This is a genomic window from Luteimonas sp. A501, assembly GCF_054052085.1.
On record NZ_JBSVRI010000002.1, the window covers coordinates 309586 to 333777 of the forward strand.

Sequence of the window (24192 nt, forward strand, 5' to 3'; positions counted from 1 at the left end):
CTCGCACCGCGCCGTTCGAGCCGCGGTCACAGCTACCTCGCCAGAACCGCGCGCCTGTCGGCCGCGGGTCGCGGAGTCACCACGCCGTCGCCCGGCATGTCTTCCGGCATCTCCCTGCGCTCGTGGAACTGCGGCCGCGACACGACGGTGGGAGGGAGTGCGTTGCCGGAGCTATCGGTACCGCCGTAGTAGTACATCTCTTCGATGCCATGGATGCGGTCGCCGACCCGCGCGAGCGGCCGGAAGTAGCGCACCATCTGCGGTTGGCACTCGTCGGACGGCGCCTGGCAGTTCGAGCTGGAGTACCGGGTGGAATACAGGCGGCCCCCCGCGGTCGTCCAGCGCTCAAGCGATCCGGTGTAGCCGGCCTCCCATTGCACGGAGCTGCCCGAAGCATCGCGCAGGATGCGCACCTCGCTCGCCTCGCTGTCGATATGCGGCGTGGTGAGGCGATCGTAGGAGGCATAGCCCCATGCGCCTGGCACGTTGGCCGCGTTGTAGCTGTCCGTCACGCCAACGCGGATCATCGGGCTGTAGCCGGCAAGGCTCGCGTGGCCGGTCTCGCGTTCGGCATCGGCGACATGGACCACGCCCAGCGCCGTGCGGTCACCGCCATCGAGCACCCAGTAGCGCGTGCGTTCGTCACCGGCCTGGACGTGCATGGCGCCATCGGTCCCCATCGTCCACGAGAACGGCATCCGCCCGTGGGCCTGGACGGGCTGCAGGTGGAAGTCGACCTTGTTGCCCAGTTCGACGACCTCGCCGCTGCCATCGCGCGAGAAGCGGTGCACGGCATAGCCGCAGTCGCCCAGCGGAACACCGTTGTGCTCGCCCGCGGTGCTGCAGAACATGGGCAGGGCCCGGTCGCCAAGGAAGCGGCGTGCGTTGGTCAGGACGCCGGTGTCGGCCAGGTCGAAGGCCGGCATGAAGCTTGCCCAGCGTTCGACGTAGCCCGGCATGTCGGGACAATCGGGGAAGCTGACCTCGCTCTCGCCGACCCGGCGCCAGATCTCCAGGCCTTCGCTCGCCCACTGGCGCTGCAGGACATCCCTGGTTGCTTTCCAGTGTCGATCAGTCCTTTCACCCGTAGTGGGGCATATGTAATTCGGGTTGACCAGGGCGATCTCGCCGTCAGGCACCATCACCAGGGCATTGTCGTCCACGGTGCCCACGTGCGAGACGCCAAAACTGCCCGAGGCGGCGTGCATCCGGAACGCGTTGCCTTCGCGCTCGAGCACGACGGCGGTGGTTGCTGTCGGCCTGCCGACGTCCAGCGCCGGCCCCAGCAGCGCGAAGCGCTCGGGCAGGTCGGGGCCGCTCACCGCCGCGGTCGGCAGCGACTCCAGCGCGGTCGCCGGGTCATCGATCAGCATGAAGTGCGTGCCGTACAGAAACTCCACGAAGGCGGGCCGGTCGCGCAGGAGGGCGAGTCCGGTGCCGTGGGTGGGCGGAAGCTGCGAGGGGTCCGCGGCCAGGCGGGCCAGGGCGGTCGTCGCATTGGTCAGGTCATTCCCGACCTGGCGCGCCGCCCTGCGGAACTCCGCATCATTGCGCGGCGGATGGCCGAGCACGATGTCGGCGGCGTGCTGCAGGGCGGTGCTGAACGCGGAGATGCGCGTGCATTCGCACTCGTCCCGCGTGAGCCTGCCATCGGCGCCTGCCATGCGGACCAGCCGGGCATACGAGCCCAGCGGCGAGATGAAGTGGATGCCAGGCTGGGCATACTCGAGCGTGACCATGCCCGACGGCGATGCCGGCACGTCGACGACAAAGCCGTCGGCTGTCGCCGCGACCTGTCCTACGACCTGTCCGTCGACATGCACTGTCAGCGTTCCGCTCTCTCCGGCCGCCACGCCAACCACGTCCCCGTCGATGCGGATGACAGGCGTCACCGGCGGACGCCTCCGGAGCGTTTGCGGAAGCGTTGCCTGCTGCGTCGCCGGCTGCGTCGCGGGCGGTGGCGCCTCGGTCTTCGCGCGTCCCATCGAGGTTCCGACCACGATGACACCGGCCAGCCCCAGCCATACGATCGATCTCAACATGGAAGTCCCCCTGACGATGATGGCGTCCCGCGCCGGTGGGCATCATACCGGTCTGACACATCGTGGACGGCACAGCTGCCGTCACGTTCCCGGAATGAATGGCGCGATAGCTTCCCATGCCCCAGGTACTGAAGCGGATCGCCCGATGTCAGACGTGCAGCGATTGATCGGCGTGGGCAAGGCGTCGCGCAGCGCCCTGCTTGCCGCGGTGTTCGCAGTGCTCATGGCCGGCTGTTCCGGAGCCGACACCACGGCCAGCCAGCCGACGCCCCTGCCTGGCGACGCGACGGTCGGGGGCGATGGCTCCGACATCGTGCTGACCCCGCTTTCGGCTGCGGAGATCGAAGAGGCCGCGCTTGCCGGTGAACTTGGCTGCAGCTTCTTCATCGAAGGCGAGCCGCTGCTGTTGGCGAAGGGCAACGTGGCTTCTGACGCGCCGAGCCGCGGCGTGGTGAAGGTTGGCAGCTACGTGGAGGCCGTGGCCGCGCCCGGTGGCTACGACGCCATGATCGAAGGTGCGAGCTTCAGCGGCGCGGGCAAGACCGTGCGCATCACGCCCACGGGCCCTGCGACGGCCGGCGGCGAGTCGCCACCCAGGCCCGCCACGCTGACCTATGACCGCGCCGACGGCGCCCGTCGCGACTTCGACGGCCAGTGGCAGTGCGGTCCCTGAAGCCAGCACGAGGGTCGCGACCGCTTCGGCGCTTCATTCGCCCAGGTTGGCGAGGTGCAGGGACAGCAGTCCGTCATCTTTGGCTCCCCTGTCCTTTGGGCAAGAATACAACCCGCGGGTCACGAATGGCGATCGGTTGGCGTCCTTGACATGGCACGACGCAAAGGAGCGGCGAATGAAGACGAGAGGGATGATGCAGTCGATTGCGTGGGCGGTGGCGGCGCTGGTGGCGCTCCCGGTCATCGCGTACCTGGCACTGCTTGCCATCAACTGGAACGACGAGCCGCCATCGGCGGATGCGGCGCAACTGGTCGCCATGAAGCGCGATCGCCCGCCGCTGGCCAACGCCGCGAACGGATACATCCATGCGCTGGGTATCGCCGCCACGGCGGACGTGGATCCGGTGGCGCTGGGCAGCGCCCGCAATGCATACATCGAAACCTTCGTTTCAACATCGGCCCCGGACGGGTATCCCGCGTTGCCCGGCAGGAATGCGGAATACCGCGCAGCCCGGAGCCCGGCGGTCGTCGCTCTGGCCGCGGCATGCGGAGACGACTTCCCGGCATGCGCGGAGGCGTTGGACGCCGATCCGGGCGCGTTGGCGCAGTGGCTGGCGTCGGAGCAGTGGCTGCTGGACCGGTATCGCCGGATGCTCGCCACCGTGGCCTGGCGGGAGGCGATTCCGGGTGATGCGAACACGCCACTGGCGGGCTATCAGCACGTGTTGGAAGGCCAGAAGCTGCACCTGCTCGCAGCGTCGCAACCGGCACAGGCGCGGGACCCGGCGGCGGTGCGGGATCTCCTGGAGCGGGATCTTGTGTTCTGGCGCGAGGTGCTGGCCTCGTCGGACCTGTTGGTTTCGAAGATGGTTGCCGTGGCCGCGGTAAGGCGCAATTTCGCGTTCGGCAATCTCGCCCTGCGCGAACTTCCGCAGGATCTCGCCAACGCGGCCGTGCCGCGGTCCTGGCGACAGCCGCTGACGTTGGCCGAGCGCTCCCTTGCGCGCCCTCTTGGCGGCGAGTGGCAGGTCATCGGCGCCGCGCTGCGGATGGCCATGTCGCCCGAAGCGCAGGCTGGTGCGTCGGGGGAGCTGGCCGAGCGCTTGCAGCGCCCGTTGTTCCAGGAGCAGGCGACGCTCAACCTGTTCGCCGCGCGCATGGTGCACCTGGGCGCGATGTCCGAGCTACCGTACCTGGAAGTCGGCCAGGCCCTCGAGCGCCTGCCCGAGCCGGAGGAGGGCGGGATGCAGTGGTTGCGGCCATACAACCTGGTCGGTGTCGTCCTGGCCTCCGTGGCGCCGCCGACCTATGCGAACTACATCGCGCGGACATCAGATCTCGAAGGCGAACGGCGCGCCGTGCTGCTGGCCGCGAACCTGCGCGGCGCCGGCATCCAGCGCGACGACATGGCGGCCGCCGTGCGCGACGCGTCATTGCGCAGTCCCTATGACGAAGCGCCCTTCGAATGGGATGCCGACGGCAGGGCAGTGGTATTCCGCGGACTTGGGTCACGCGTGTCCACGCGGCATGCGGCCTGGCACGTTGCCGTACATTAGTTGATCCGCACCCACCGGACACCGTATGCGCAAGCTTCCACCGAATCCCGACGAGCTCGGTCGCCTCGACCTGGACGACATCCTCGGCACCATCAACGAGGAGGTGCGGAAACGCTTTGGCGAGGGTGAGGTGGCGGACTACATCGCGCCGCTGGCCGACGTGCCGAAGGACCGCTTCGGCATGGCGCTGGCGATGCTCGATGGCCAGGTCCACGAGGTGGGCGATGCCCGCGAGCGCTTCTCGATCCAGAGCATTTCCAAGGTGTACACGCTGACGCTGGCGCTGGAAGCGATCGGCGACGAGCTGTGGACACGGGTGGATCGTGAGCCCTCCGGTGATCCCTACAACTCGCTGATCCAGCTGGAACTCGAAAAGGGCATCCCGCGCAATCCGTTCATGAACGCCGGCGCCCTGGTGACCGCGGACGTGGTCCTGTCGAGCTTCAAGGATGCGGAGCGCACGCTGCTGGAATTCATGCGGGCGCGCTCGGGCAATCCGCAAGTCGGTACCGACGAGGTGGTCGCGAAGTCGGAGCGCGAGAGCGGCTACCGCAACGTGGCGATGGCCAACTTCATCCGCAGCTACGACAACCTGCACAACAGCGTGCAGGACGTGCTGGATTTCTACTACCTGCAGTGTTCGCTGTGCATGGACTGCGTGGACCTGGCGCGCAGCGTGCAGTTCCTGGTCGATGGCGGCCGCTGCGGGGCGTCGGGCGAGCAGGTGACCACGTCCGAAGGCGCCACGCGCATCAACTCGGTGATGATGACGGCGGGCACGTACGACGCCGCCGGGGATTTCGCCTTCTATGTCGGCCTGCCCGCGAAGAGTGGGGTCGGCGGCGGCATCGTCGCCGTGGTGCCACGCGTGATGGGCCTGTGCGTGTGGTCGCCTGGTCTGGACGAGAAGGGCAATTCACTGCTTGGGCGCTATGCGCTGCATCGCTTCACGCGAATGACAGGACTGTCGATGTTCTGAAACCGGAAACGGAAGGGGTCGTCCAGCCGGCGTCTCGCGCGATGAGACCGTCATGCTGCAGGCTGCTCCGTTCCGATAAGGAAGCACTGATGTCCTTGCGCATCCCGATCTTCATGGCGTTGTTCGCCCTTGCAATGCTGTCGCCGCCCGCAACTGCGTTTGACAGCTATGCGTTCCCCCGCGGCGTCGTGGTCAAGGGCGACAGCACGGCCGCACTGATCCAGCGCGGCGGTCGCCCCGATCGGGTCGTGACGCTGGAGAATCATCGCGTGCTGGCATAAGCATGACGGTCCGCTAGGCTGTCGCGACGCCCACCGGCGCTTCCCGCGACCGACTTCAAGGACCGGCACAATGAAGCAATCCCTTGTGCAGACCGTCCTGGCAGGACTGCGATGCTGCAGATGATGGTGGGCTTCTCGCTCGGCATGGCGCTGCTGCTCGCCGCCGCATTCGCCAGTGGCTACCGGGACGTGCCGTTGCCCTGGCAGTCGAGGGTGGCCGGGTTCGTGATGTTGGCAGGACTCGCGCTGACCCAGTGGGGACACGTGGACATGGTCGCGCAGGCGGGTATGGCGCTGCCTGCGCGCCGCTACGTGGTCGTCCTGTTCGTGCAGTCGCTGGGGTTCTACTGGCTGCTGCTGGGTGTGCTGCGACCTGACGGCGCCTGGCATCGCATCGAATGGGCACAGCCGGTGCTGGTGTTGGCGGTCGCGCTCGTGGTGCCGCTTGCCTGGGCCATCCCGGCGGCGCTGCTGATGGGCGCCGCCGCCGCGCTGCACCTGTCCTCGCTCGTCTACCGCCTGCGCGCGCTGCGGCGCTGGTTCGCGCTGGAGCTGAAGGTGCTGGGGCTGTTCGCGGTGATGGCGGTGGTGGTCGCGGCGGCGGGCGTGCTGGCGCCCTGGGGGCTGGGCTGGGATATCTACGCCCGCACGTACGCGACGCTGATCGCCCTCGGCTTCGGCCTGGTCGGCTGGCTGCTGCTGGCGGTGCCGGACGTGGTGCCCAAGGCGCGCGAGGCGGTGGCGGTGGCCTACGCCCAGTCCACGCTCGCCCGCGTGGACCGCGAGGCGATGGCCGCGCGGCTGCGGCAGGTGTTCGAGCAGGACCAGGTGCACCGCGCCGAGGCGCTCAGCCTGGCTGCCGTGGCCGACCTGCTAGGCCTGAGCCCGCACCAGCTGTCGGAACTGGTCAACACCGAGTTCGGCATGGGCTTCCCCCGGCTCGTGCGCAGGTACCGGGTGGAGACCGCGCAACGCATGCTGGTGGAGGAGCCGCGTGCGTCGGTGCTGTCGGTGGGCATGGCCTCGGGCTTCAACTCGCAATCGAGCTTCTACGTGGCGTTCAAGGAGCAGGTGGGCGAGGTGCCGGGCGCGTACCGGCAACGGATGCTGGCGGGCGGGGGCGCGCGCGGCGTTCCGGATTGATCATCCGGGACAGTGGCAAGTCATTGATCCTGCGTGGTTCCGGCGGCTCTTTCCGGATGATCTGCTCCGGAATGATCTTTCAGGAGGCCCGGAGACGGGTGCCCGGTTGAAGCTGGCGTCGTTCCAGACCCGGAGCGACACCCATGCTTGAACTCGGAGACTTCGTCATGACCCACCTTGCCTACGGCCTCTACCTCACCCTCTCCATCGGAATGACCATCTGGGTGGCGCGCGCGCTGTCCACCAACGGAGAGGTCTTCCTGGTCCGTTGCTTCGGCCAGGACACGGAGTTGGCCGCCTCCACCAATCGCCTGCTGGTCATCGGCTTCTACCTGGTCAACCTGGGCTTCATCAGCTATCGGCTGGGCGACTGGCAGGTCGACACCGTGGCCCTGATTCCCGAAGTCGGCTCCCGCGTGGGCATCAGCGTGCTGGTGCTGGGAGTGATGCACTTCTTCAACATGGTCCTGATCGCGCGCTTCGGCCGGGCGGTGAAGGCGTGGGCGCGGGATGGCGGCGCCGATGCCGACGCCAGGCTGGACGCCGGCCTGCAGCGGGTCTCCGAGTAGCGAAACCTCGGAGACCGTCGTCGGCGGTGTGTGCAAGGTGACCGCGCCGCGTGCCTGCTGCAGTGCAAAATGCACACTTGTGCAGTTTGTGTACAGTCGTTCATGAGCTGCCCGTGAGTCCCCCCGTGGGACGCCAGTCCGGGGACATGTGTCGGGAGCTCGAAGTCGAGTTGCTGCTTGGTTGTCCGCGTTCCAGTGGTCCAACAACACACTCTTGGGGAAACACACATGAATCGCATTGGCAGGATCGCAGTCTGCATCACGCTGGCCACGGGCATGGCCCTGGCCGGTTCCGCCGGCGCCGGCAACGTCGGCAGCGGCGGCATCGACACCGCGTCTTCCCGGGGGAACGTCAAGTTCTTCCTGGCCGATCCGGAGTTGGGCCTGGTTGGCGTCTACAACGTCAACGGCACCGAGCTGTATTTCGAAGCGCGCAGGTCGCTGGACGAGAAGACCGGTGCGCCCGGCGCATTGAGCGTTCGCGTCATCGACGCCGAGGCGCGCACCCTGGCGCTGGGCGGCGAGCCGTACGCGAAGCACTGGGTGCCGCAGGCGGGCGAGTTCACGGACAAGGAGGGTTCCGCCCATATGCAGCTGTTGTCCGGGCTGGGCGAGGCCCTGGGGACATCCGACCTGCATGCCTCGTTGTCAGCCGAGCGGTCGGCGCTTGCCGCGTTGGCCAGGCAGGCCGCCGGTGCATCGGACCTCCCGCTGCGCGTCACCGTCGATGCCACGACATACGCCGCGCCCGATGCGGCGCAGGTGTCCGATTTCTACCTGCAGTCGGCCAGGGACGTGAAGCTTGATCGCCAGAAGGACGGCGTGCTGGTGGCAAGCCTTGGCAACGGCATCGAGCTGCAGGCTTCGCAGCAGTTCGTCGCCGACGAACCCGACGCCGAGGGCCGCATGGGTCGCTTCGATACCTACTCGATGGTGACGGCGAGCGATGGCTACGTCATGGCGACCGAGCTGGGCGGCGACGCGATTCCCGAGGACTGGTCGAAGGCCATGGAGCTCGATAACCGCCGCGAGCACAATGCGTTGGCCGCGGACTTCGGCCGCGCGGCATCGGCCTTGAATGCGCTGGCCTACGGCGCCATGAGCGAAGGCACGGCGCTCAGCGAGGACGACGAACAGGCCTCGATGCAGCGCCTGGCGCAGGGGCTGGCCACGCATCTGCTGCCGGTGCGTGACGAGGCGACAGACAGGGATGTCGCGCGCGCGGCCGGCGGCCGCTACCAGACCTACATCCAGGTGTGGCGCAAGCCCTTCGTCGTCATCGCCGAGCATTCGGGCACCCGGGTGGGCAAGTGGCGCTACAACAGCGCGACGTCCAGCGTGAAGACCCACCAGGGCTGGACCAGCTACTGCAACCACGGCACCTGCGCAGCGTCCAGCCCCATGACCCACAAGTGCACGTTCACCGGGCCGCGCCTGACGTACTACCGCGTGCCCTCGCGTCGATCCGATGCTGGCGGGCACACGTGTTCCACGGGGTATTGGGCAGTCGCGATGGGCGGGCGCCACAACTGCCATGACGATTCATCGGTCCAGGTCAGGGCGGTGCGGGGGCAGGCCTATTCGGTCAGTTCCGGCCGCTGCAATGACTGGTCGAGCTGGACGTACGCGCCGACCTGCAGCGCGCAGTAAGCAGCGCGGCACTCCCGGCCGCGATTGCGCCGGGATATCGCGGCGGGACGACAGCGCCGGACGAGGGTCCGGCGCTGTTGCGTCGGGGGATCAACCGATAGTCGCGGACGCGCCGGTGCTGGTGCTGGCGCTGGCGTGCATCCCGCGTGCACCGATGACGATCATCTTGACCATCGACGTCAACTCGTCGATCTGTTCCGCATCGCGTTCGGGCGGGAGATCCATCGCGCTGGCACCGACCGCGAACACCAGGCGGGTGATCGCGCGCGCCACCAGCTCCGGTGCGTGCAGCGGGATACCGGTGGTTTTGGCAAGCCGGATGAGATCCGCGTGCAGCTCTTCTTCGAAGAAACGGAGCTGCGCGTCCACCGCCTGCTTGTAGGCGTCCGACCCGGCCAGGCCTTCGCGCAACAGGAGGTTCAGGAACTTGTCGTCGGCGCGCAGCCGGTCGAAGAACGCTTCCACGGAGCTGCGAACGACACCGCGCCCGGTGCTTGCGCGGTGGCGTGCCTGGCCGATGATCGTGCGCAGCGAACTGCCGGCGCGATCGATGAGGGTGACCGCCAGCTCGTCGATGTCGCGGAAGTGGCGATAGAAACTGTTGGGTGCGATCCCAGCCTCGCGGGTGACCTCGCGCAGGCCCAGGGTGGACACGCTGCGGTTGGGACCAAGAAGCGCAAGCGCCGCGGCGATCAGGTCCTCGCGGGTGATCGAAGGCCTGCGGCCAAGGCCGCGGCGTTGTGACGGATTGGAAGGGGGCACGGCGCGGACGGCAGCTCGGGCGGGGAGCTGCCATCATCGCTCAAACCGTGGTCCGGCGCGTGCGCGCAGCTCAATCCGGATCGTAGTACAGCTCGACCCGCAGATCGAAGGCATTGAGCAGCGAGGCGTCACCGTCGGACATGGCGTTGCGGAAGATGCGGCTGAGGTCGAGCGTGCCGCCGGTCACTTCGTCGCCGCGCGCGATCTCGCCCGAAGACAGCCAGTCCGTGATCTCACCCCAGATCTGGTCCACGAAGTTCTTCCCTGCCTGCGTGCCCGTGCTGCGGACATCGCCCGCCGGCAGGCCTTCCGCGCCCCTGCTGATCAGCTTGTCGGTGAGCTTGTCGGTGAAGAAGCGGATGAACTCGATCTTGGCAGCGGCGCTGCCCTGGGCGTTGGCGATGAAGTCGGCGGTGGCCCACTGCAGCGATCCCATGATCGTGCCCAGCGTGCTGGCGGCGTTCTCGTGCGCGTCCGGTGACAAGTCGGTATTGCCGATCTCCACCGTCAGGTCGTACATCGTCTCCGCCATCACCTCGTTGGTCCGGTCAACGCGACCGTAGTCGGAATCAAGCAGCACGTGGCGCATGAAGTCCTTGACCAGGCCATGGTGGAAGTCGCCGGTGTTGTCCTTGCGCCAGTCGGTTTCCGCCAGGCGGGAGAAGTTGTCCTCGAAATACTCGCCAATTTCGTTCAGCGCCGGGGCACGCTCGCCGCCGTTCTGGTCGATCCCGCCGATATAGCCGTCGTCGCCTGAGCGCACGAGCGCGGCGAACAGGCGGTCCTGGGCTTCCTGGTTGCCCGCGGTGGTGCTGCTGGAGTTGAGCAGGGCGGCCAGGGCGCTGAAGCCGTCGCGTCCGGACAGGTTGGTCTGGCCGTCCGCGCTGGTGGCCATCATCGCCTGCACCAGGGTCATGTCGGCGGCCACGGGCCCCGCCGTCATGACCCGGTCGATCTCGGCGAGCACGACGTCGGCGGCGCGGCTGTCACCGTGCGCGGCCGCCATGTTCGCGATGTCGACCGCTGCGGTCAGCAGTTCCGGGCCCCTTTGGTGCTTGTTGATGTCGTAGCCTTCGCCACTCGCATCATCGACCAGGCGCTGGGAGACGTCTGAAAGAAGGCTGCCGTCGCCGATCCCGGTCAGCAGTTCCCGCGCGCCGGCGGCGCCGGGTTCCTTGACCAGGCCGTAGATTTCGTCGCTGCCAAGGCGCCCATCGGCGACGCCGCGGGCGATGGAGTCCGTCACCTGCTGGCGCAGTCCGTTGTCGCCGTTATTGGCAGTGCCGATCTGGTTGAAGGCGCTGTTGATCGATCCCGCCTGGTCGCCCGAAATGGTCTCGCAGCCGTCGGCCCCGTTCGCCATGCCGATCAGAGCGGCGATGTACTCGTCCTTCTGCTCCTGCGTGAGCGAAGGATCGTTCATCGTCTGGCTGATCTGGTAAGCGACGGCCTTGTCCGGCTCCGGGCCGCCGCTGCTCACGGCGATCGTGCGGTCGAGCGCTTCCTGGACCTGGGGATCGTTGCTGGAGCATGCGCCGGTGCGGCTGGCACCGCCGGAGGCGATCTCGAAGGTATAGCGGGCAGCGGGGCTCATGAAGCCGGAAGCAGGGGAGATGGGCATGCGCGGTCTCGCGATCCGTGGACGGTGCCTCATTTTTGGCGCCGTGGAGGGGCGCCGGCCATTGGGGGCGACCCTGACCTGAGGTAAACCCGTGGGTGGTCGTGCGCTGCGACGGACCTCGATCAGACCGCGGTCGGGGCCCGGTCGGGCTGCCAGGGCCGGGGTTGGAGGGCTATGCTTGCCGCAGGCGTCGGGGGAGCGCCGCAGTCTTCGCAAAGGGGGAAGAGACCATGGCCACCTTGGACAACAACCGGCTCGACCGCATCGTTGCCGACGCGCGGCGCAGTGCAGATCAGCGCGACAAGGGGTACCGCGAGCGTGCGCTGAAGATGTACCCGTGGATCTGCGGCCGCTGCGCGCGTGAGTTCACCCGCGCCAACCTGCAGGAGCTGACGGTCCACCACCGCAACCACAACCACTCCGACAATCCGGCCGACGGCAGCAACTGGGAGCTGTTGTGCGTGTACTGCCACGACAACGAGCACTCGCGCCAGCTCGACCACACCGGGGTCAGTGCCCTGGACGTGGAAGATGCTCCCGCTTCGGCCACGTCCAATCCATTCGCCAGCCTGAAATCGATGCTGCAGAAGGGGCCGACGGGCAGCTGACGCCAGCCCGTCGATCGTCAGGCGTCTGGAGCGCCGCGCTGAAACGTCCAGGCGACGAACCGGCTCTGCTTGCTGCCCTGGGCCATGGGCACCTCGCGGACCTCGACGGCCTCCACCTGGCGCAGCTGCCTGCGCAGTGCAGGCAAGTGTTCTGATCGGGCGACGAGGCTGCTGAACCAGCGCACCTGATGCTGGACTTCGGCGCTTTCGCGGATCATCCGGCGCAGGAATTCGGATTCGCCGCCGCGGCACCACAGTTCGTGGTCGTGGCCGCCGAAGTTGGACGCCAGCGCTGGTGCCGGCGTCGGTCGGGAGGCCGGCGCGGATGCCACGCCGAGCTGGCGCTGCTTGCGCTGGTTGGCGCTTGCGGCCTCGCGGGCCGACGCGTGGAAGGGTGGATTGCACATGGTCATGTCGAAGCGGTCGTCCTCGCGCACCACGCCGCGGAACACGTTGCCGGGCCGCGGCTGGTGGCGCAGTGCGATTGCCTTGTCGAGCCTGTTTGCGTGGACGATGGCCGCGGCGACCTGCAGCGATGTGGCATCGATGTCGGACCCGACGAAGCGCCATCCGTACTCGGCATGGCCGAGCAGCGGATAGATGCAGCTGGCGCCGACGCCGACATCGAGCACGCGGATCGAGGCGCTGCGCGGGATTACACCGCCGGCGGATTCGGCGAGCAGGTCGGCCAGTCCGTGCAGGTAGTCGGCGCGCCCGGGAATCGGCGGGCAAAGCGCACCGTCGGGCAGGTCCCAGTGGGCGACGCCGTAGTCACAGTGGAGGATGGCGCGGTTGAGTTCGCGTACCGCGGCGGGGTCGCTGAAATCGATGCTGGTATCGCCGCGCGGCGTGGTCAGCAGATGCGAAGAGAGGGCAGGGCACGCCCCCACCAGGCGCGCGAAGTCGTAGTGGCCCTGGTGCCGGTTGCGCGAGTGGAGCTGGGGGCGTGCCTGCGCCTTGGCAGGGCGTGCGTGGATGGGCGGCGTGGACTTCATGGACGCGGCGTGCTCGGTGCCAGGGGATCGGGGCGGAGCAAGGTACAACGGATCCCGGGCTGGGCCGCCGGCGCCATGTAAACGGCTTCATGGCGATCTCGGACTGAAAGCGCATTGCCGCCATCCATGTGGATGGTGCTAGGATGGCGCACGCCTTCAAGGACCGCATCCTGTGACCGCCGACCCCCGCGCCCGTGCCATTGCCGACAGCGAGAAAATCACCATCAACCTCGGGGTCGTCGACCTGGGCCAGATCGACCTGCTGGTGCAGGAGGGCTTCTATTCCAACCGCACCGACCTTATCCGCACCGCCATCCGCAACCAGCTCACGGCGCATGGGGACACGCTGCGGCATACGGTCGCCCGCCGCACCCTGGTGATGGGACTGCAGCATTACGGTTGCCGCGAGCTCGAGGCCGCGCGCGATGCCGGCGAGCGCCTGCGGATCCAGGCCCTGGGCCTGGTGCGTATCGCCGAAGACGTCACGCCGGAGCTGGCGCTGGAGGCGATCGAGTCGATCACCGTGCTCGGCGTGCTCCAGGCAAGCCCGAAGGTCAAGGCCGCGCTGGCCGGCCGCATCCACTGATCAGGACACCCATGAACCCCGACAACGACACCATGCGCCAGGCGATGCGCCTGATGCATGCCGGCGATCCTGGCTGCGCTGACCCGGCAGCTGGTGGCCAGCCACCGACTGGACGCCACGCGCGTGTATGTGGCCGGTCTGTCCGCCGGTGGCGCGATGGCCGCGGTGCTCGCAAGCACCCATCCGGATGTCTACGCCGCGATCGGCGTGCACTCGGGCCTTCCGACCGGACTGGCCAGCGACGTGCCTTCGGCCTTCTCTGCCATGCGCAAGGGCGGTGTGCGACGGCGGCGTCCGCACGCCACCGACGCTGCTTCCGTGCCTGCGATCGTGTTCCATGGCGACAGCGACACCACCGTGCACCCGGACAACGGCCGAGGGGTGGTCGAACAGAGCCTCGGCAACGGTAGCGGGACGGAGGGCGTTGCCACGTCCAGCACCGTCGAGCGCGACACAAGTCCGGGCGTGCGCAGCGCGACCCGCACCGTGCACCGCACCGGCGATGGCCGCATCCTGGCCGAACACTGGGCCATCCACGGTGCCGGCCACGCCTGGTCCGGCGGCGATGCTGGTGGCAGTTACACCGATCCGCAGGGGCCCGGCGCATCGGCACAGATGCTGCGGTTCTTCGCAGGTTGCAGGCGCTCCTGACGTCGGGCTTCATCGCCCACTGATCCTGCGTTCACGGGCGCGGAGGCATATGGAACTCTCCAACGACCTTGGGAGCGTCCCATGCGCCACACGATCCGCGGCATCGCAATGGTGCTTGCCACAGGCGTCCTGCTGCTGCTCGCCGGCTGTGTCAGTCCGGGCGGCCATGGCGGGTATGCCGGCGGCTATGGGCAGCCCGATCAAGGCTATCCGGCGCAGTACGGCAGCCAGCTGCAGGGCACGGTGAACGGCCTTGATCGCGGCTATCAACGCATCCTCGTGGTCGTGGACGACCCGCGCAGCGGCCGCACGCAGCAGACGGAGGTGCGTTACGACCAGCGCACGCGGCTGTTCTACCAGGGACGCGAGAGTGCGGTGGAAGGCCTGGAGCGTGGCGACGTGATCCGGATCGACGTGGCGGAGTCAGGACGCGAGCTCTGGGCGCGTTCGATCGAGGTCGTGCGCAACGTCCGCGAGAGCGGCTACGGAGGCGGCTACGGCAATGGCTACGGCAACGATTACGGCAACGATTACGGCAATGACCTGCGCGGTCCGGTTGCTCATGTCGACACCCGGTCGCGGTTGATACGCCTTGACGCCGATGGGTACGGCAACAGCGTGCAGTTGGCCTACGACGGCCGCACCACGGTCGAGTACCAGGGCCGTAGCTATCGCCCGGAGGACCTGGAGCGTGGCGACCTGGTGCGGGTCCAGGCGCGGCAGGTGGGAAACAACCAGTGGCTGGCCGAACGCATCATCGTCGAGCGCTCGGTCGGGCGGTAGGCAGGGCGGCGGCAGCGGTAGAATTGCAGGCCCCTTGGTCGCATGATGGATCCATGATCAACAACGACGTCCTGCGCAGCATCCGCTACATGCTCGACCTGAGTGACAACAAGGTGGTCGAGATCGCCCAGTTGGCCGATCCGGCCTTCGTCATCGAAAAGGATGACGTGCGCGCCTTCCTGCTGAAAGAGGAGGAGCCCGACTACCTGGCCTGCAGCGACACCGTGCTGGCGCATTTCCTGGACGGGCTGATCGTCCACCTGCGCGGCAGGGACGAGAGCGTGCCGTCGCGACCGGTGGAGAAGCGCATCAGCAACAACGTGGTGCTGAAGAAGCTGCGTGTCGCGTTTGAGCTGAAAGACGTGGACATGCACCAGGTGTTCGCGGACGCGGGTTTCCCGGTATCCAAGCCGGAGCTGTCGGCCCTGTTCCGGCAGCCGGGGCACAAGAACTTCCGCGCCTGTGGCGACCAGTTGCTGCGCAATTTCCTGAAGGGGCTGACGCTGCGCGTGCGTGGCGGTTGAGGCGAGCGCGCTGGTGGAACCGCACCAGCACCGCCGCCCGACCTTGTAGGAGCGGCTATAGCCGCGATAGACGGTTGGTCGCAGCGATAGAGGGTCGGTCGCAGCTATAGCTGCTCCTACAATGGCTCCTGCAGGGTTAGGGCTCCAGGATCCCTCAGCGCTGGTCCAGCTCGTGGTGGATCAGCACGACGCACTGCGATGCGAACAGCATCGTGCGGCCCAGGGTGATCTTCCTGGCGCCCATGCGCTCGAGGCCCGGCAGGGCCTTCTTCGGCATCGGGATGTGGTCGGTCAGCAGGAAGCAGGGATTGCCCTCGAAGGCCTGCTCGCGGATCGGCGCGCCCTTCCTGTCCATGATGTAGAGCTGGTGGTCTTCGGCCAGCGCCTGCACCAGGCGCTCGAAGCTCAGCGTCTGCACGGTGACGCCGGGCTCGACCGGCCGCGAGTCTTCCTTGCCCATGCCGCGGGACGCGTCCAGCGCGGCCGCGACCTTGCCCAGCAGGGCGCGCTCGTCAAAGCCGCCGATGTCGGTCATCGCGTTGGCATCGAAGCGGATGGTGCGCGAGAAGTCCTGCGTGCTTTCCAGCACCAGGTACACGACCACGTCCGGCCGGTGCGACTGGGCCACGAAGATGGCGTTCATCAGCGTGTGCGCAAGGATTTCCGTATGCGCGGCCTTGCCGACTGACGCCAATAGTGCCTGGCTGTCGGTGGGCGCCGCGCGCGCCCTGAGTACGAATGTCCGCATGTATCGCCCGGTAGGTGGCTAGTTGAACGCGTCGGCGACGATATCAGCCGCCGGCTGGCTGAAGTGGTCCTGCAGGTACTTTTCGCCCTCGTCGCAGAACAGGGTCACGACGGTGGCGAACTCGGGATGCTGCTCGCGTACGCGGCGCGCCGCAAGCAGGTGCGCGCCCGAGCTCGGGCCGCAGAGCAGGCCGTGTTTGCGCGCCAGCTGCCGCATCTCGGTGATGGCATCCTCGCTGGAAACCGACAGCGTCGAGTCCACGAGCTCGGAGTGCCGGGCGAAGATGCCGGGCACGAAGCCGTCGGAGATGCCTTCGATGTGGTGGGTGCTGATCTCGCCGCAGAGGATGGTCTGTGATTCCGAAGGCTCCATCGCGAACAGGCGCACCTTCGGGTTGACCGCGCGGAAGGCCTGGCCGACGCCGATCAGGGTGCCGCCGGTGCCCACGCCCATCACCAGCGCATCGGGCAGGCGGCCCTGCAGCTGCGCCAGGATCTCCGGCCCCAGGATCTCCCGGTTTTCCTCGACGTTATATTCGGATTCGAACTGGCTGGGCGCGAAGTATCCCGGCTGCGCGCCGAGGCGCTTCGCTTCATCCAGCGCGCCGTTGACGTGGAAGTGGCCGACGAACTTCACTTCGGCGCCATAGGCGCGCGAAATCGCCACGCGCTCGTTCGACAGCCCTTCGGGCATCACGACCAGCATCCGGTAACCCTTTACAGCGGCGACCATCGACAGCGCGTTGCCGGTGTTGCCACTGGTGGCTTCAACGATGGTGTCGCCGGGCTTGAGCAGGCCCTGCTGCTCGGCCTTCTCGACCATGTACCAGGCGATGCGCGCCTTGATCGAGCCGGAGGGATTCATGAACTCGAGCTTGGCAAACACACCGTCGATCTCGAGCAGGGGCGTGTCGCCGATGGCGTCGAGAATCGACTTGGAAATGCCGGTGTAGCGCATGGTCAGGGCACCTCTGGCGCGGGGACATCATAGATACGCCATTGCATCGCGGGGCTCCAGCACGAAAGGGCGTGTGCTTGAGCCAGGTCAAGCGCGCAGCCGTGAGCGCAGCCGCAGCCGCAGCCGCAGTGGAGAACGGGTCACCGGACATTTTGTGGGAGCGGCTATAGCCGCTCCCACAAAAAAGGGCGGCTATGCCGGGTGTCCAGGGCTCAGAAGCGTTCGCCGACTGGCAGGTAGCGCCAGCTGCCGACGGGCATCTTCGCCAAGGGAACCTTGCCGATGCGGATGCGCCGGATCGCGACCACGTCCAGGCCGACCTGGGCGCACACGTCGCGCAGCTGTCCGCCCTGCACGCCCTTCAGGGCGAAGCGCAGGCGGACCTCGTTCTGCCAGCTGACCTTGCACGGCGGCAACGCCCGGCCGCCATAGGACAGGCCGTGGTTGAGCTTCTGCAGGCCGTAGGGCGCGATCTCGCCGCTGACCTCGACCACGTATTCCTGCTCGATCTCGTCGCGGTCCTCGGTCAGCCGTCGCCACACGCGGCCGTCCTGGGTCAGCACCATCAGGCCGCTGGCTTCGGCATCCAGCGGCACCAGCGGCGTCAGGCGGTTGAAGTGCCGCTCCAACATGCGCACGCCCGAGGAATCCCCGGGCCATCGGGTCTCGGGATACACCAGGTCCGCGGCGGGGCCGGGGCCGCTGATCGCGTCGTAGCCCACCGGCTTGTGCAGCAGGACGGTGGCTGGTTCGACGGCTTCCAGCCGTGCAGCGGGATCGATTTCGACGGCCTCGGTCGACACTGGATACGCCGGATCCTCGACTACGCGTCCGTCGACCGAGACCCAGCCACCCTTGATGTACTGCTCCGCGTCGGTGCGTGAGCAGCGGGCGAGGTCAGTGACACGTTTGGCCAGGCGAACCGGTTCGGACATGGATCAGCGCCGCGGAAAATAAGGAATGCAGTGTACCGGTTGACCGCGCCGGGCTGCCTGCCGCACTCGTCCCGTCGCGCATCCGCAGATTGCAAGATTCGGCCTGCTCGAACGCCAGGCGGCTGCAGTAGACGCGGGAAGTTTGGATAGACTGCGCGCATGGATACGACAGGCAACACCGCGCACGGCGAATACAAGGTCCCCGGCGGCAAGCTGGTGGTGGTGGATCTGGCCATCGTCGACGGCCGGATGGCGGCTGTGCAGGTCAGCGGAGACTTCTTCCTGGAACCGGCCAGCGCGCTGGATGCCATTGATGCAGCCCTTGAAGGCCAGCCCATCGATACCGGCGAGGCCGCGCTGGCCGCTGCGGTGACCGCGGCGCTGGGGCCGGCGCCGCAGCTGTTCGGCATCACGCCCGAAGGCGTCGCGATCGCGGTGCGCCGCGCGCTGGATTCCGTGGCCACGGATGCCGCCATGGATGCAGGCGAAGGCGACGCACCTTGAACGGGTCGGATCGCACCGGCTGGGACGACCACGCCTGGCACCTGGTCCATGCCGAACCCCAAGCGCCCGCGCTGCACATGGCGCTGGACGATGTGATGCTTGACGACGTGGCCGCCGGACGCCGCCCGCCCACGCTGCGGATCTGGGAGTGGGGCGGGTCCGCGGTGGTGATGGGCCGCTTCCAGTCGCTGCGCAACGAGGTCGATGCCGAGGCCGCGCATCGCCATGGCATCCAGGTGGTGCGCCGGATCAGCGGTGGCGGTGCGATGTTCATCGAGCCTGGCAACACCATCACCTATTCGATCATTGCGCCGGAAACGCTGGTGGCGGGCATGACGTTTGAGCAGGCCTATGCGCACATGGACCAGTGGGTGATCGAGGCGCTTGCCGGCCTGGGGGTCAAGGCCTGGTACCAGCCCCTGAATGACATCACCTCAAGCGACGGCAAGATTGCCGGTGCGGCCCAGACCAGGCGCCGCGGCGCGGTGCTGCACCACGTCACGATGGCCTACGACATCGATGCGAACAGGATGCTCGATGTGCTGCGCATCGGCCGCGAGAAGCTGTCCGACAAGGGGACGACCAGCGCGGCGAAGCGCGTCGATCCCCTGCGCCGGCAGACGGGGCTGCCGCGCAGCGCCGTGATCGAACACATGATCGAAACCTTCCGCAGCCGCCACGGCGGCCTGGTGCCGGACGTGCTGCGCGCGGATGAGCTGGCACGCGCCGAGGCGCTGGCGCGCGAAAAATTCGCCACCGCCGAATGGACTGCGCTGCTGCCGTAAGCGCGGGGCGGGCCGGCGGCGTCAGTGGCGCTGGTCATCCAATGAAAAAGGCCCGGGCAATGCCGGGCCTTTTCTCGTCCTTCGGGTGGCGCGCGCTCACGTCGGTGCAAATGGCTTGGAGGCGTTTTTGTCACGCTTCTCGGCCTTTTTTTCCTTCATGGTCTTGAGCGGCTTCTTTTTCTGTTCCTTCTTCTTGTCCAGTCCCTTGCTCATCCCGGTCTCCTCGGCGCCTCAGCGTTGGACTGCGGCTGCAGTCGGCCCGGGCAGTATGCGCCAGCCGCGGCCTTCCGGGCTGCGGGCGGGTTCAGGTTCGCGGCTGGCCCCGGTCTGTCGACAGCGTGCCCGCATCCGGACACCATGGCTCCGTGCCAAACCTGCATCTCCAGAGGATCACGCCATGGCTACCCTGCTCCAGCGCAGCACCTTCCTGATCACGCTCGCGCTTGTCGCGACAACCTTCGCAGCCTGCCGCGCCGGTGACTCGCCGGTCGCCTTCGAACGCGCGGAAACCCGTACAGCCACTGCCGCCGCCCTGGCGCTGCAATCGCAGGCGTTCGCGGACGGCCAGCCGATCCCGCTGCGCTACAGCGCCTATGGCGACGACGTGTCGCCGCCGCTGGCCTGGCAGCCGGTGGAGGGCGCGAAGTCGTACGCCCTGCTCATGGAGGATCCCGATGCCGATCGGCCCGAGCCCTATCTGCACTGGCTGGCCTGGAACATCCCGGCCGGCGTGACCTCGCTGCCGGAAGGCCTCGCGACCGACCCGCGCCTGGCCGAACCGGATGGCATGCTGCAGGGGACCAACGACCGCGGATCGGTCGGCTATTTCGGGCCGAGGCCGCCGGCTGGAAGCGGCATACACCACTATCACGTCCAGGTCTTCGCCCTGGACACCATGCTCGAGGTCGACCCCGGTGCAGGCCGCGATGCCCTGCTCGGAGCGATGCGGGAGCACGTGGTGGACAAGGGCGTGCTGGTGGGGACCTATGCGGGCCCGGAAGGGGCTGCGCAAGGCGAATGAGGATCAGGGCGGGCTAGGGTCGGCCCCGGATTGCCCGCTCCTCCGGTCACTCCTAGTTTCGGGTCGTCTCCTCACCTGCGTGGCCCGCCATGACCTTCGTCGACATTTCCAGCCGCATCTCCCATGCCGCGCTTGACGCGGCGAACGGGCGCCCGGACGCGATGCAGACCAATTTGCAGCGCGCGCCGGTGGCCGATGGCGTCGAACGCATGTTCGACACGGTCCGCGAGGCCGGCAAGGCCGTCGCCGATGCCCTGGGCCCCGAGCGGTTTGGTGGCAAGAGCGGCGCGTCCGGTGAGCGCGAACTGGTGGCGACCGAGGACAGCGTCGACGTTGGCGGGCATCGCGATGCATACGAGCTGCACCTGTACCGCGAGTCGGACGGCAGCTACACGCTCGAGCTGCACATGAAGATCGAGTTCAACTTCGAGGATGGGGCGGACGGTCTGAACTGGACCCCCGAGGAAAAGCAGGCCTTCATGGACGACTACGTGGCCGAGGTTGAGAAGGCCTGGAGCGGGCGCACCTTCACCACCGATGACGGCATGGACGTCACCCTGGACGTGAAGCTCGACGTCAGCGAGCAGGAAAGCGGGTTCATGGGCCGCTTCCGCGACATGATGGACCCGAGCGAGAACTACAACATCAACGTGCTGCGGATCCCCGATGGCGACTTCCATCGTAGCTCGGTCGGCCCGGGCAACATCTCGCACCTCGACAGCGAGGACAACCGCGCCGTCAACAAGGGCGCGGACATGCCGCAGGTCGGCACCGCGCACGAGTTCGGCCACATGATCGGCCTGCCCGACGAATATCACGACGGGCACGAACACCAGGGTGACGACAACAGCATCATGAACTCGGGCATGGAAGTGCGCGACCGCCACCTTGACCTCGTTGAGGACTGGGTGGAGGACAACACCTGACGCACGTCGCGGACGCAACGCATGAAATCGATCGCACTCGCCTGCGCACTGGCCCTGCTGCTAGCCTGCGGGAACCAGGCAGCCGGAGGCAGCATGACCACAGCCAGTGAGTTCGACAGCGCATGGGAGCGGGTGCGCGAGGCATCCGATGCACAGGCGCAGCGCGATGAAGTGATCGCGTTCCTGCGCCGCAACGAACAGGCCGGCGCGCCGGCGCTGCAGGTGTCGGTCGCCCACCGCGATACTGGCGCCAAGGCCGCCATCGACGACGCCCTGTGGCAGCAGCCCGACCGCTATGAGGTGACGCTGCGCTTCGGCGAGCGCAGCCACGTGTTCGTGCCGCTGTCGCGCGAGAGCCTGGTCCCGCTGTTCCGCGAATAGGGTGGCGCTGGGCTCAGGGCCCTGCCGCATCCACGTCGCCCGCCAGGGTCCAGACCACGTCGCGGCCCTGCGGGTCGCGGCTGAGGTGGAAGTACGCCGGCATGTCCGGCGCCAGCGACCTGCGCGCCTGGCCCGCGGCTTCACCCGACGGGTCGAACGGCACGATGTACAGCCCCGACGCATCGATGCTCCGCCGTGCTTGCACGCCATCCAGGTCGCCGATGTCCGCGATGGTGCCGCCGCGTTCGAGCAGCGGCTGTTCGAAGTCCACCAGCAGGTCCACCCGCGCCTGCGGCTGCCCGGGCAGTGCAAGCGTGCCGCCGGCGACCAGCAGGTCCGGCCAGACCCTGCCGTTTTCCGGCAGCTCGTCGTAGTGCTCGCGCGGCAGGCCGGCATGCGCTCCGGTGGCGATGGCGTCCAGCGCCCCGACCAGGGCAAGGAAATTCAGCTTGCGCAGCTGCTGCTTCTGCAGGTCGCCCTCGATGCCGCCGGATTCGATCAGCACGGTCGATACGCCTGACTTCGCCGTCAGGTCGCCGAAAGCGCGCGGGTTGAAGGTGTCGTCCCACTTGGCGATATGGCCGGCGATGTAGGGCTCGAGCACCGCGCGGATGGCCACGCTTACTTCGATGGCGCGGGCGCGAGTGGCGTCCACCTCGCGGGATGCGTTGAAGGCGGGGGCGAGCAGGGCGATGGCGGTGCCGCGATCGGAATCGCCGGCGCGGTAGCCCACCCGCTGGTCGTGCAGGTTGAAGCCGAACGCGGGCTTCACCCGCTCGCGCAGCGCATGCAGGGCGCGCGCCTCGGGGCTGGCGAGTGCGCGTGCGTCGCGGTTGATGTCGATGCCCTGCGCGTTGCGGCGCTGGAAGCGCGCCGCGCCGTCGGGGTTCACGAGCGGCAGGACGTGCAGCGTGGTGCCCTGGCGCAGGCGCTGCACCAGCGGATGCGCGGGTTGCCCGCCGAGAAAGTTGAACAGGTCGGCGAGCGCCATCGACGCGGTGCTCTCGTCGCCGTGCATCTGCGACCACAGCAGCACGCGGGTGTCGCCCTTGCCCCATGACACGTGGCGCAGGGGCCGGCCCTCCGCGCTGTTGCCAAGGGCTTCGGTCCGGAAGCCGGCCGCGCCGGAGGCCAGCGGCCCTGCCACATCCCACCAGTGCTCTGGCGAAAACCTGCGGTCTTCCAGTCCCGGCACGCGGATGTGGCTGTCGTACAGCGCGTCCAGTTCGTCCAGCCACGTGGGCGGAGGCGGCATCGCGGACGCGGTGAGCGGTGGCGACAGCAGCAGGAGCGGGAAGAGAAGCAGGAACAGGGCAGGGAATCGACGCATGGTGGCGATGCTTCGTGGAGGGCACGCCGCATGGTATGGCAACGGCAACCCGGGAGCGGGCAGCGGGCAGCGGCAAGACGGAAATCGACCCGGGTTCGCGCTGCATGGGGATCACGCCAACCCCGCGGCAAGCCGATTTGCAGGTCTTGGGGCGCAGTTGCGACGCCAAGCGTCACGCTTTGCCTTTGAAAGGCCCTGCGCGCGTGCGTCATCCAGCCGCCCGCGCGGCCCGTGGATGTGGCACGCAACCTGCTCACTGTTTCCCGGATCGAAGGCGTGCAGGAGCGCGCCCATCACGTCCATCAAGGAGGACACATGAGCAAGACCCTGTCGACGGTTGCAATGGCTGCCGTGATCGCGAGTGCCGTATTGGCATCCACCGCTGCACACGCACAGACCAAGCCGGTCAACACCGCGCCGCCGCAGCCGCGCGAGCTGGATCCGGCCAAGCGCGTGCCACCCCCGGCCGGCCATCAGCACGCGCCGCAGACGGCCCCGCAGCCCGCCCAGTCGCAGCCAGCTGCACAGGCGCAGTCGTACGCGGCGCCGCAGCCGAACTCCGGACCGCAGCCGGCCCGCGCGTCCCATGAAGACGGCCGCGGTGGCTTCTTCATCGGCGTGCAGGGTGGCAAGGGCTGGGTGTATGACGATGTCGACCAGTCCGCGCTTGCGGTGAACGCCGGTTACCGCTGGCAGGCCGGCGCGGTGACGCTGGTGGGGATCGAAGTGGCCGGCGGCAAGCTGGACAGCACCACCGACGGCGGCTGGCACTATGCCAAGGTCGACTACGCCAGCATCGGCGCGAACGCGCGCTTCAACTTTGGCCGCAGCAGTCCGGTGTATGCCCTGGTCCGCGCGGGTTACTTCAACGCCGAAGAGTCGGGCTACGCTGATGCCGATGGCGGCTATTTCGGCGTGGGCCTGGGCGTGGACTTCAACCGCCACTTCAACATGAACCTGGTCTACACGAACTATGCCTACTTCAATGGCTACGGCTACCGGTACGAAGACATCAACAGCGCCGACACGCTGATGCTGGGCGCCGAAGTCCGGTTCTGAGTGACATCGCGCAGTCGCCCGGACAAGCGACTGCCCGATGCCGCGACTCGGCCTCTGCCGCAGCGCAGGGGCCGCGCGTGCACGCGGCTTTGTCGGACGGATCTGTAGGGTTGGGGTCATGGCC

The 24192-nt window shown here is 67.8% G+C and carries 26 protein-coding genes; 18 read left to right on the forward strand and 8 right to left on the reverse strand.

Translation table 11 applies throughout. From position 1 onward, the window contains the following. Positions 1-32 precede the first annotated feature (32 nt). Positions 33-2042: a hypothetical protein gene (locus ACW7G5_RS07910; protein ID WP_457003372.1), complete on the reverse strand. Its 2010-nt coding sequence runs from the start codon at positions 2040-2042 to the stop codon at positions 33-35. Between the two features lie 145 nt (positions 2043-2187). Here ACW7G5_RS07910 and ACW7G5_RS07915 point away from each other — a divergent pair, with 145 nt between their 5' ends. From ACW7G5_RS07915 to ACW7G5_RS07945, 7 genes are all read left to right on the forward strand, one after another. Further along, positions 2188-2715, forward strand: a complete 528-nt coding sequence (locus ACW7G5_RS07915) for a hypothetical protein (protein WP_457003374.1) — start codon at positions 2188-2190, stop codon at positions 2713-2715. Next, positions 2657-4270, forward strand: coding sequence for a hypothetical protein (locus ACW7G5_RS07920; protein WP_457003375.1), 1614 nt, complete (start codon positions 2657-2659; stop codon positions 4268-4270). Before ACW7G5_RS07915 ends, ACW7G5_RS07920 begins: the two co-directional genes overlap by 59 nt. A gap of 25 nt (positions 4271-4295) precedes the next feature. Then, positions 4296-5249, forward strand: a complete 954-nt coding sequence (locus tag ACW7G5_RS07925) for a glutaminase (protein WP_457003377.1) — start codon at positions 4296-4298, stop codon at positions 5247-5249. An 89-nt stretch (positions 5250-5338) separates the two neighbouring features. After that, complete coding sequence (locus ACW7G5_RS07930; RefSeq protein WP_457003379.1) at positions 5339-5530, forward strand: hypothetical protein; 192 nt, start codon at positions 5339-5341, stop codon at positions 5528-5530. A gap of 111 nt (positions 5531-5641) precedes the next feature. Continuing rightward, positions 5642-6673, forward strand: a complete 1032-nt coding sequence (locus ACW7G5_RS07935) for a helix-turn-helix domain-containing protein (protein ID WP_457003381.1) — start codon at positions 5642-5644, stop codon at positions 6671-6673. A gap of 143 nt (positions 6674-6816) precedes the next feature. Then, positions 6817-7242, forward strand: coding sequence for a hypothetical protein (locus ACW7G5_RS07940; protein ID WP_457003383.1), 426 nt, complete (start codon positions 6817-6819; stop codon positions 7240-7242). A gap of 228 nt (positions 7243-7470) precedes the next feature. Then, complete coding sequence (locus tag ACW7G5_RS07945; RefSeq protein ID WP_457003384.1) at positions 7471-8892, forward strand: hypothetical protein; 1422 nt, start codon at positions 7471-7473, stop codon at positions 8890-8892. Positions 8893-8982: 90 nt separating this feature from the next. On the opposite strand, the gene fabR is transcribed toward ACW7G5_RS07945, so the two are convergent. Together fabR and ACW7G5_RS07955 are read right to left on the reverse strand one after the other, a co-directional pair. Next, positions 8983-9654 (reverse strand): HTH-type transcriptional repressor FabR, encoded by a 672-nt coding sequence (gene fabR / locus ACW7G5_RS07950; RefSeq protein ID WP_457003386.1) that lies wholly within the window; start codon positions 9652-9654, stop codon positions 8983-8985. 70 nt (positions 9655-9724) lie between these two features. After that, on the reverse strand, positions 9725-11275 hold the full coding sequence (locus ACW7G5_RS07955; RefSeq protein WP_457003388.1) for a hypothetical protein: 1551 nt from the start codon (positions 11273-11275) through the stop codon (positions 9725-9727). A gap of 230 nt (positions 11276-11505) precedes the next feature. Between ACW7G5_RS07955 and ACW7G5_RS07960 the strand changes: the two genes are divergently transcribed. Then, entirely contained in the window at positions 11506-11883 is a 378-nt protein-coding gene (locus ACW7G5_RS07960) for a YajD family HNH nuclease (RefSeq protein WP_457003390.1), read from the forward strand. Between the two features lie 17 nt (positions 11884-11900). Here ACW7G5_RS07960 and rlmF read toward each other — a convergent pair whose 3' ends face one another. Beyond that, complete coding sequence (rlmF, locus tag ACW7G5_RS07965; protein ID WP_457003392.1) at positions 11901-12878, reverse strand: 23S rRNA (adenine(1618)-N(6))-methyltransferase RlmF; 978 nt, start codon at positions 12876-12878, stop codon at positions 11901-11903. Positions 12879-13050: 172 nt separating this feature from the next. Here rlmF and ACW7G5_RS07970 point away from each other — a divergent pair, with 172 nt between their 5' ends. The 4 genes from ACW7G5_RS07970 (at position 13051) to ACW7G5_RS07985 (ending at position 15422) form a co-directional block, all read left to right on the forward strand. Next, positions 13051-13464, forward strand: a complete 414-nt coding sequence (locus ACW7G5_RS07970; protein ID WP_457003394.1) for a hypothetical protein — start codon at positions 13051-13053, stop codon at positions 13462-13464. Positions 13465-13521: 57 nt separating this feature from the next. Continuing rightward, positions 13522-14115: an extracellular catalytic domain type 1 short-chain-length polyhydroxyalkanoate depolymerase gene (locus tag ACW7G5_RS07975; protein ID WP_457003395.1), complete on the forward strand. Its 594-nt coding sequence runs from the start codon at positions 13522-13524 to the stop codon at positions 14113-14115. 81 nt (positions 14116-14196) lie between these two features. Next, positions 14197-14898, forward strand: coding sequence for a DUF5666 domain-containing protein (locus tag ACW7G5_RS07980; RefSeq protein ID WP_457003397.1), 702 nt, complete (start codon positions 14197-14199; stop codon positions 14896-14898). Positions 14899-14951: 53 nt separating this feature from the next. Beyond that, positions 14952-15422, forward strand: coding sequence for a DUF1456 family protein (locus ACW7G5_RS07985; protein WP_457003399.1), 471 nt, complete (start codon positions 14952-14954; stop codon positions 15420-15422). A gap of 154 nt (positions 15423-15576) precedes the next feature. Here the strand turns inward: ACW7G5_RS07985 and trmY are convergent, their stop codons facing one another. The 3 genes from trmY to ACW7G5_RS08000 form a co-directional block, all read right to left on the reverse strand. After that, the gene (gene trmY, locus ACW7G5_RS07990; protein ID WP_457003401.1) at positions 15577-16170 is read right to left on the reverse strand and encodes a tRNA (pseudouridine(54)-N(1))-methyltransferase TrmY; all 594 of its coding nucleotides are present in this window, start codon (positions 16168-16170) and stop codon (positions 15577-15579) included. Positions 16171-16188: 18 nt separating this feature from the next. After that, positions 16189-17127, reverse strand: a complete 939-nt coding sequence (locus ACW7G5_RS07995) for a PLP-dependent cysteine synthase family protein (protein WP_457003403.1) — start codon at positions 17125-17127, stop codon at positions 16189-16191. Positions 17128-17339: 212 nt separating this feature from the next. After that, a complete protein-coding gene (locus tag ACW7G5_RS08000) occupies positions 17340-18062 on the reverse strand; it encodes an rRNA pseudouridine synthase (RefSeq protein ID WP_457003405.1) in 723 nt (240 codons plus the stop codon). 159 nt (positions 18063-18221) lie between these two features. Here ACW7G5_RS08000 and ACW7G5_RS08005 point away from each other — a divergent pair, with 159 nt between their 5' ends. The 5 genes from ACW7G5_RS08005 (at position 18222) to ACW7G5_RS08025 (ending at position 21679) form a co-directional block, all read left to right on the forward strand. Further along, positions 18222-18566, forward strand: a complete 345-nt coding sequence (locus ACW7G5_RS08005; RefSeq protein WP_457003407.1) for a biotin--protein ligase — start codon at positions 18222-18224, stop codon at positions 18564-18566. Then, the gene (locus ACW7G5_RS08010) at positions 18563-19351 is read left to right on the forward strand and encodes a lipoate--protein ligase family protein (RefSeq protein WP_457003409.1); all 789 of its coding nucleotides are present in this window, start codon (positions 18563-18565) and stop codon (positions 19349-19351) included. The genes ACW7G5_RS08005 and ACW7G5_RS08010 overlap by 4 nt, the downstream gene beginning before the upstream one ends. Before the next feature lie 397 nt (positions 19352-19748). Then, positions 19749-20372 carry a YbhB/YbcL family Raf kinase inhibitor-like protein gene (locus ACW7G5_RS08015; protein ID WP_457003410.1) on the forward strand — a complete coding sequence of 208 codons (624 nt, stop codon included), beginning with the start codon at positions 19749-19751 and terminating at the stop codon, positions 20370-20372. 89 nt (positions 20373-20461) lie between these two features. After that, positions 20462-21298: a hypothetical protein gene (locus ACW7G5_RS08020; RefSeq protein WP_457003412.1), complete on the forward strand. Its 837-nt coding sequence runs from the start codon at positions 20462-20464 to the stop codon at positions 21296-21298. Positions 21299-21391: 93 nt separating this feature from the next. After that, on the forward strand, positions 21392-21679 hold the full coding sequence (locus ACW7G5_RS08025) for a hypothetical protein (RefSeq protein ID WP_457003414.1): 288 nt from the start codon (positions 21392-21394) through the stop codon (positions 21677-21679). 13 nt (positions 21680-21692) lie between these two features. Here the strand turns inward: ACW7G5_RS08025 and ACW7G5_RS08030 are convergent, their stop codons facing one another. Beyond that, positions 21693-23009, reverse strand: coding sequence for a M14 family zinc carboxypeptidase (locus ACW7G5_RS08030; RefSeq protein WP_457003416.1), 1317 nt, complete (start codon positions 23007-23009; stop codon positions 21693-21695). Between the two features lie 315 nt (positions 23010-23324). On the opposite strand from ACW7G5_RS08030, the gene ACW7G5_RS08035 reads away from it, so the two are divergent. Continuing rightward, complete coding sequence (locus tag ACW7G5_RS08035; RefSeq protein ID WP_457003418.1) at positions 23325-24068, forward strand: outer membrane protein; 744 nt, start codon at positions 23325-23327, stop codon at positions 24066-24068. Positions 24069-24192 lie beyond the last annotated feature (124 nt).

Excerpts from the sequence above, each read along its gene's own strand:
- ACW7G5_RS07910 (WP_457003372.1), bottom strand. The coding sequence starts at position 2,042 with ATGTTGAGATCGATCGTATGGCTGGGGCTGGCCGGTGTCATCGTGGTC.
- ACW7G5_RS07915 (WP_457003374.1), top strand. The coding sequence starts at position 2,188 with ATGTCAGACGTGCAGCGATTGATCGGCGTGGGCAAGGCGTCGCGCAGC.
- ACW7G5_RS07920 (WP_457003375.1), top strand. The coding sequence starts at position 2,657 with ATGACCGCGCCGACGGCGCCCGTCGCGACTTCGACGGCCAGTGGCAGT.
- ACW7G5_RS07925 (WP_457003377.1), top strand. The coding sequence starts at position 4,296 with ATGCGCAAGCTTCCACCGAATCCCGACGAGCTCGGTCGCCTCGACCTG.
- ACW7G5_RS07930 (WP_457003379.1), top strand. The coding sequence starts at position 5,339 with ATGTCCTTGCGCATCCCGATCTTCATGGCGTTGTTCGCCCTTGCAATG.
- ACW7G5_RS07935 (WP_457003381.1), top strand. The coding sequence starts at position 5,642 with ATGCTGCAGATGATGGTGGGCTTCTCGCTCGGCATGGCGCTGCTGCTC.
- ACW7G5_RS07940 (WP_457003383.1), top strand. The coding sequence starts at position 6,817 with ATGCTTGAACTCGGAGACTTCGTCATGACCCACCTTGCCTACGGCCTC.
- ACW7G5_RS07945 (WP_457003384.1), top strand. The coding sequence starts at position 7,471 with ATGAATCGCATTGGCAGGATCGCAGTCTGCATCACGCTGGCCACGGGC.
- ACW7G5_RS07955 (WP_457003388.1), bottom strand. The coding sequence starts at position 11,275 with ATGCCCATCTCCCCTGCTTCCGGCTTCATGAGCCCCGCTGCCCGCTAT.
- ACW7G5_RS07960 (WP_457003390.1), top strand. The coding sequence starts at position 11,506 with ATGGCCACCTTGGACAACAACCGGCTCGACCGCATCGTTGCCGACGCG.
- rlmF (WP_457003392.1), bottom strand. The coding sequence starts at position 12,878 with ATGAAGTCCACGCCGCCCATCCACGCACGCCCTGCCAAGGCGCAGGCA.
- ACW7G5_RS07975 (WP_457003395.1), top strand. The coding sequence starts at position 13,522 with ATGCCGGCGATCCTGGCTGCGCTGACCCGGCAGCTGGTGGCCAGCCAC.
- ACW7G5_RS07980 (WP_457003397.1), top strand. The coding sequence starts at position 14,197 with ATGCGCCACACGATCCGCGGCATCGCAATGGTGCTTGCCACAGGCGTC.
- ACW7G5_RS07985 (WP_457003399.1), top strand. The coding sequence starts at position 14,952 with ATGATCAACAACGACGTCCTGCGCAGCATCCGCTACATGCTCGACCTG.
- trmY (WP_457003401.1), bottom strand. The coding sequence starts at position 16,170 with ATGCGGACATTCGTACTCAGGGCGCGCGCGGCGCCCACCGACAGCCAG.
- ACW7G5_RS07995 (WP_457003403.1), bottom strand. The coding sequence starts at position 17,127 with ATGCGCTACACCGGCATTTCCAAGTCGATTCTCGACGCCATCGGCGAC.
- ACW7G5_RS08000 (WP_457003405.1), bottom strand. The coding sequence starts at position 18,062 with ATGTCCGAACCGGTTCGCCTGGCCAAACGTGTCACTGACCTCGCCCGC.
- ACW7G5_RS08005 (WP_457003407.1), top strand. The coding sequence starts at position 18,222 with ATGGATACGACAGGCAACACCGCGCACGGCGAATACAAGGTCCCCGGC.
- ACW7G5_RS08015 (WP_457003410.1), top strand. The coding sequence starts at position 19,749 with ATGGCTACCCTGCTCCAGCGCAGCACCTTCCTGATCACGCTCGCGCTT.
- ACW7G5_RS08020 (WP_457003412.1), top strand. The coding sequence starts at position 20,462 with ATGACCTTCGTCGACATTTCCAGCCGCATCTCCCATGCCGCGCTTGAC.
- ACW7G5_RS08025 (WP_457003414.1), top strand. The coding sequence starts at position 21,392 with ATGACCACAGCCAGTGAGTTCGACAGCGCATGGGAGCGGGTGCGCGAG.
- ACW7G5_RS08030 (WP_457003416.1), bottom strand. The coding sequence starts at position 23,009 with ATGCGTCGATTCCCTGCCCTGTTCCTGCTTCTCTTCCCGCTCCTGCTG.
- ACW7G5_RS08035 (WP_457003418.1), top strand. The coding sequence starts at position 23,325 with ATGAGCAAGACCCTGTCGACGGTTGCAATGGCTGCCGTGATCGCGAGT.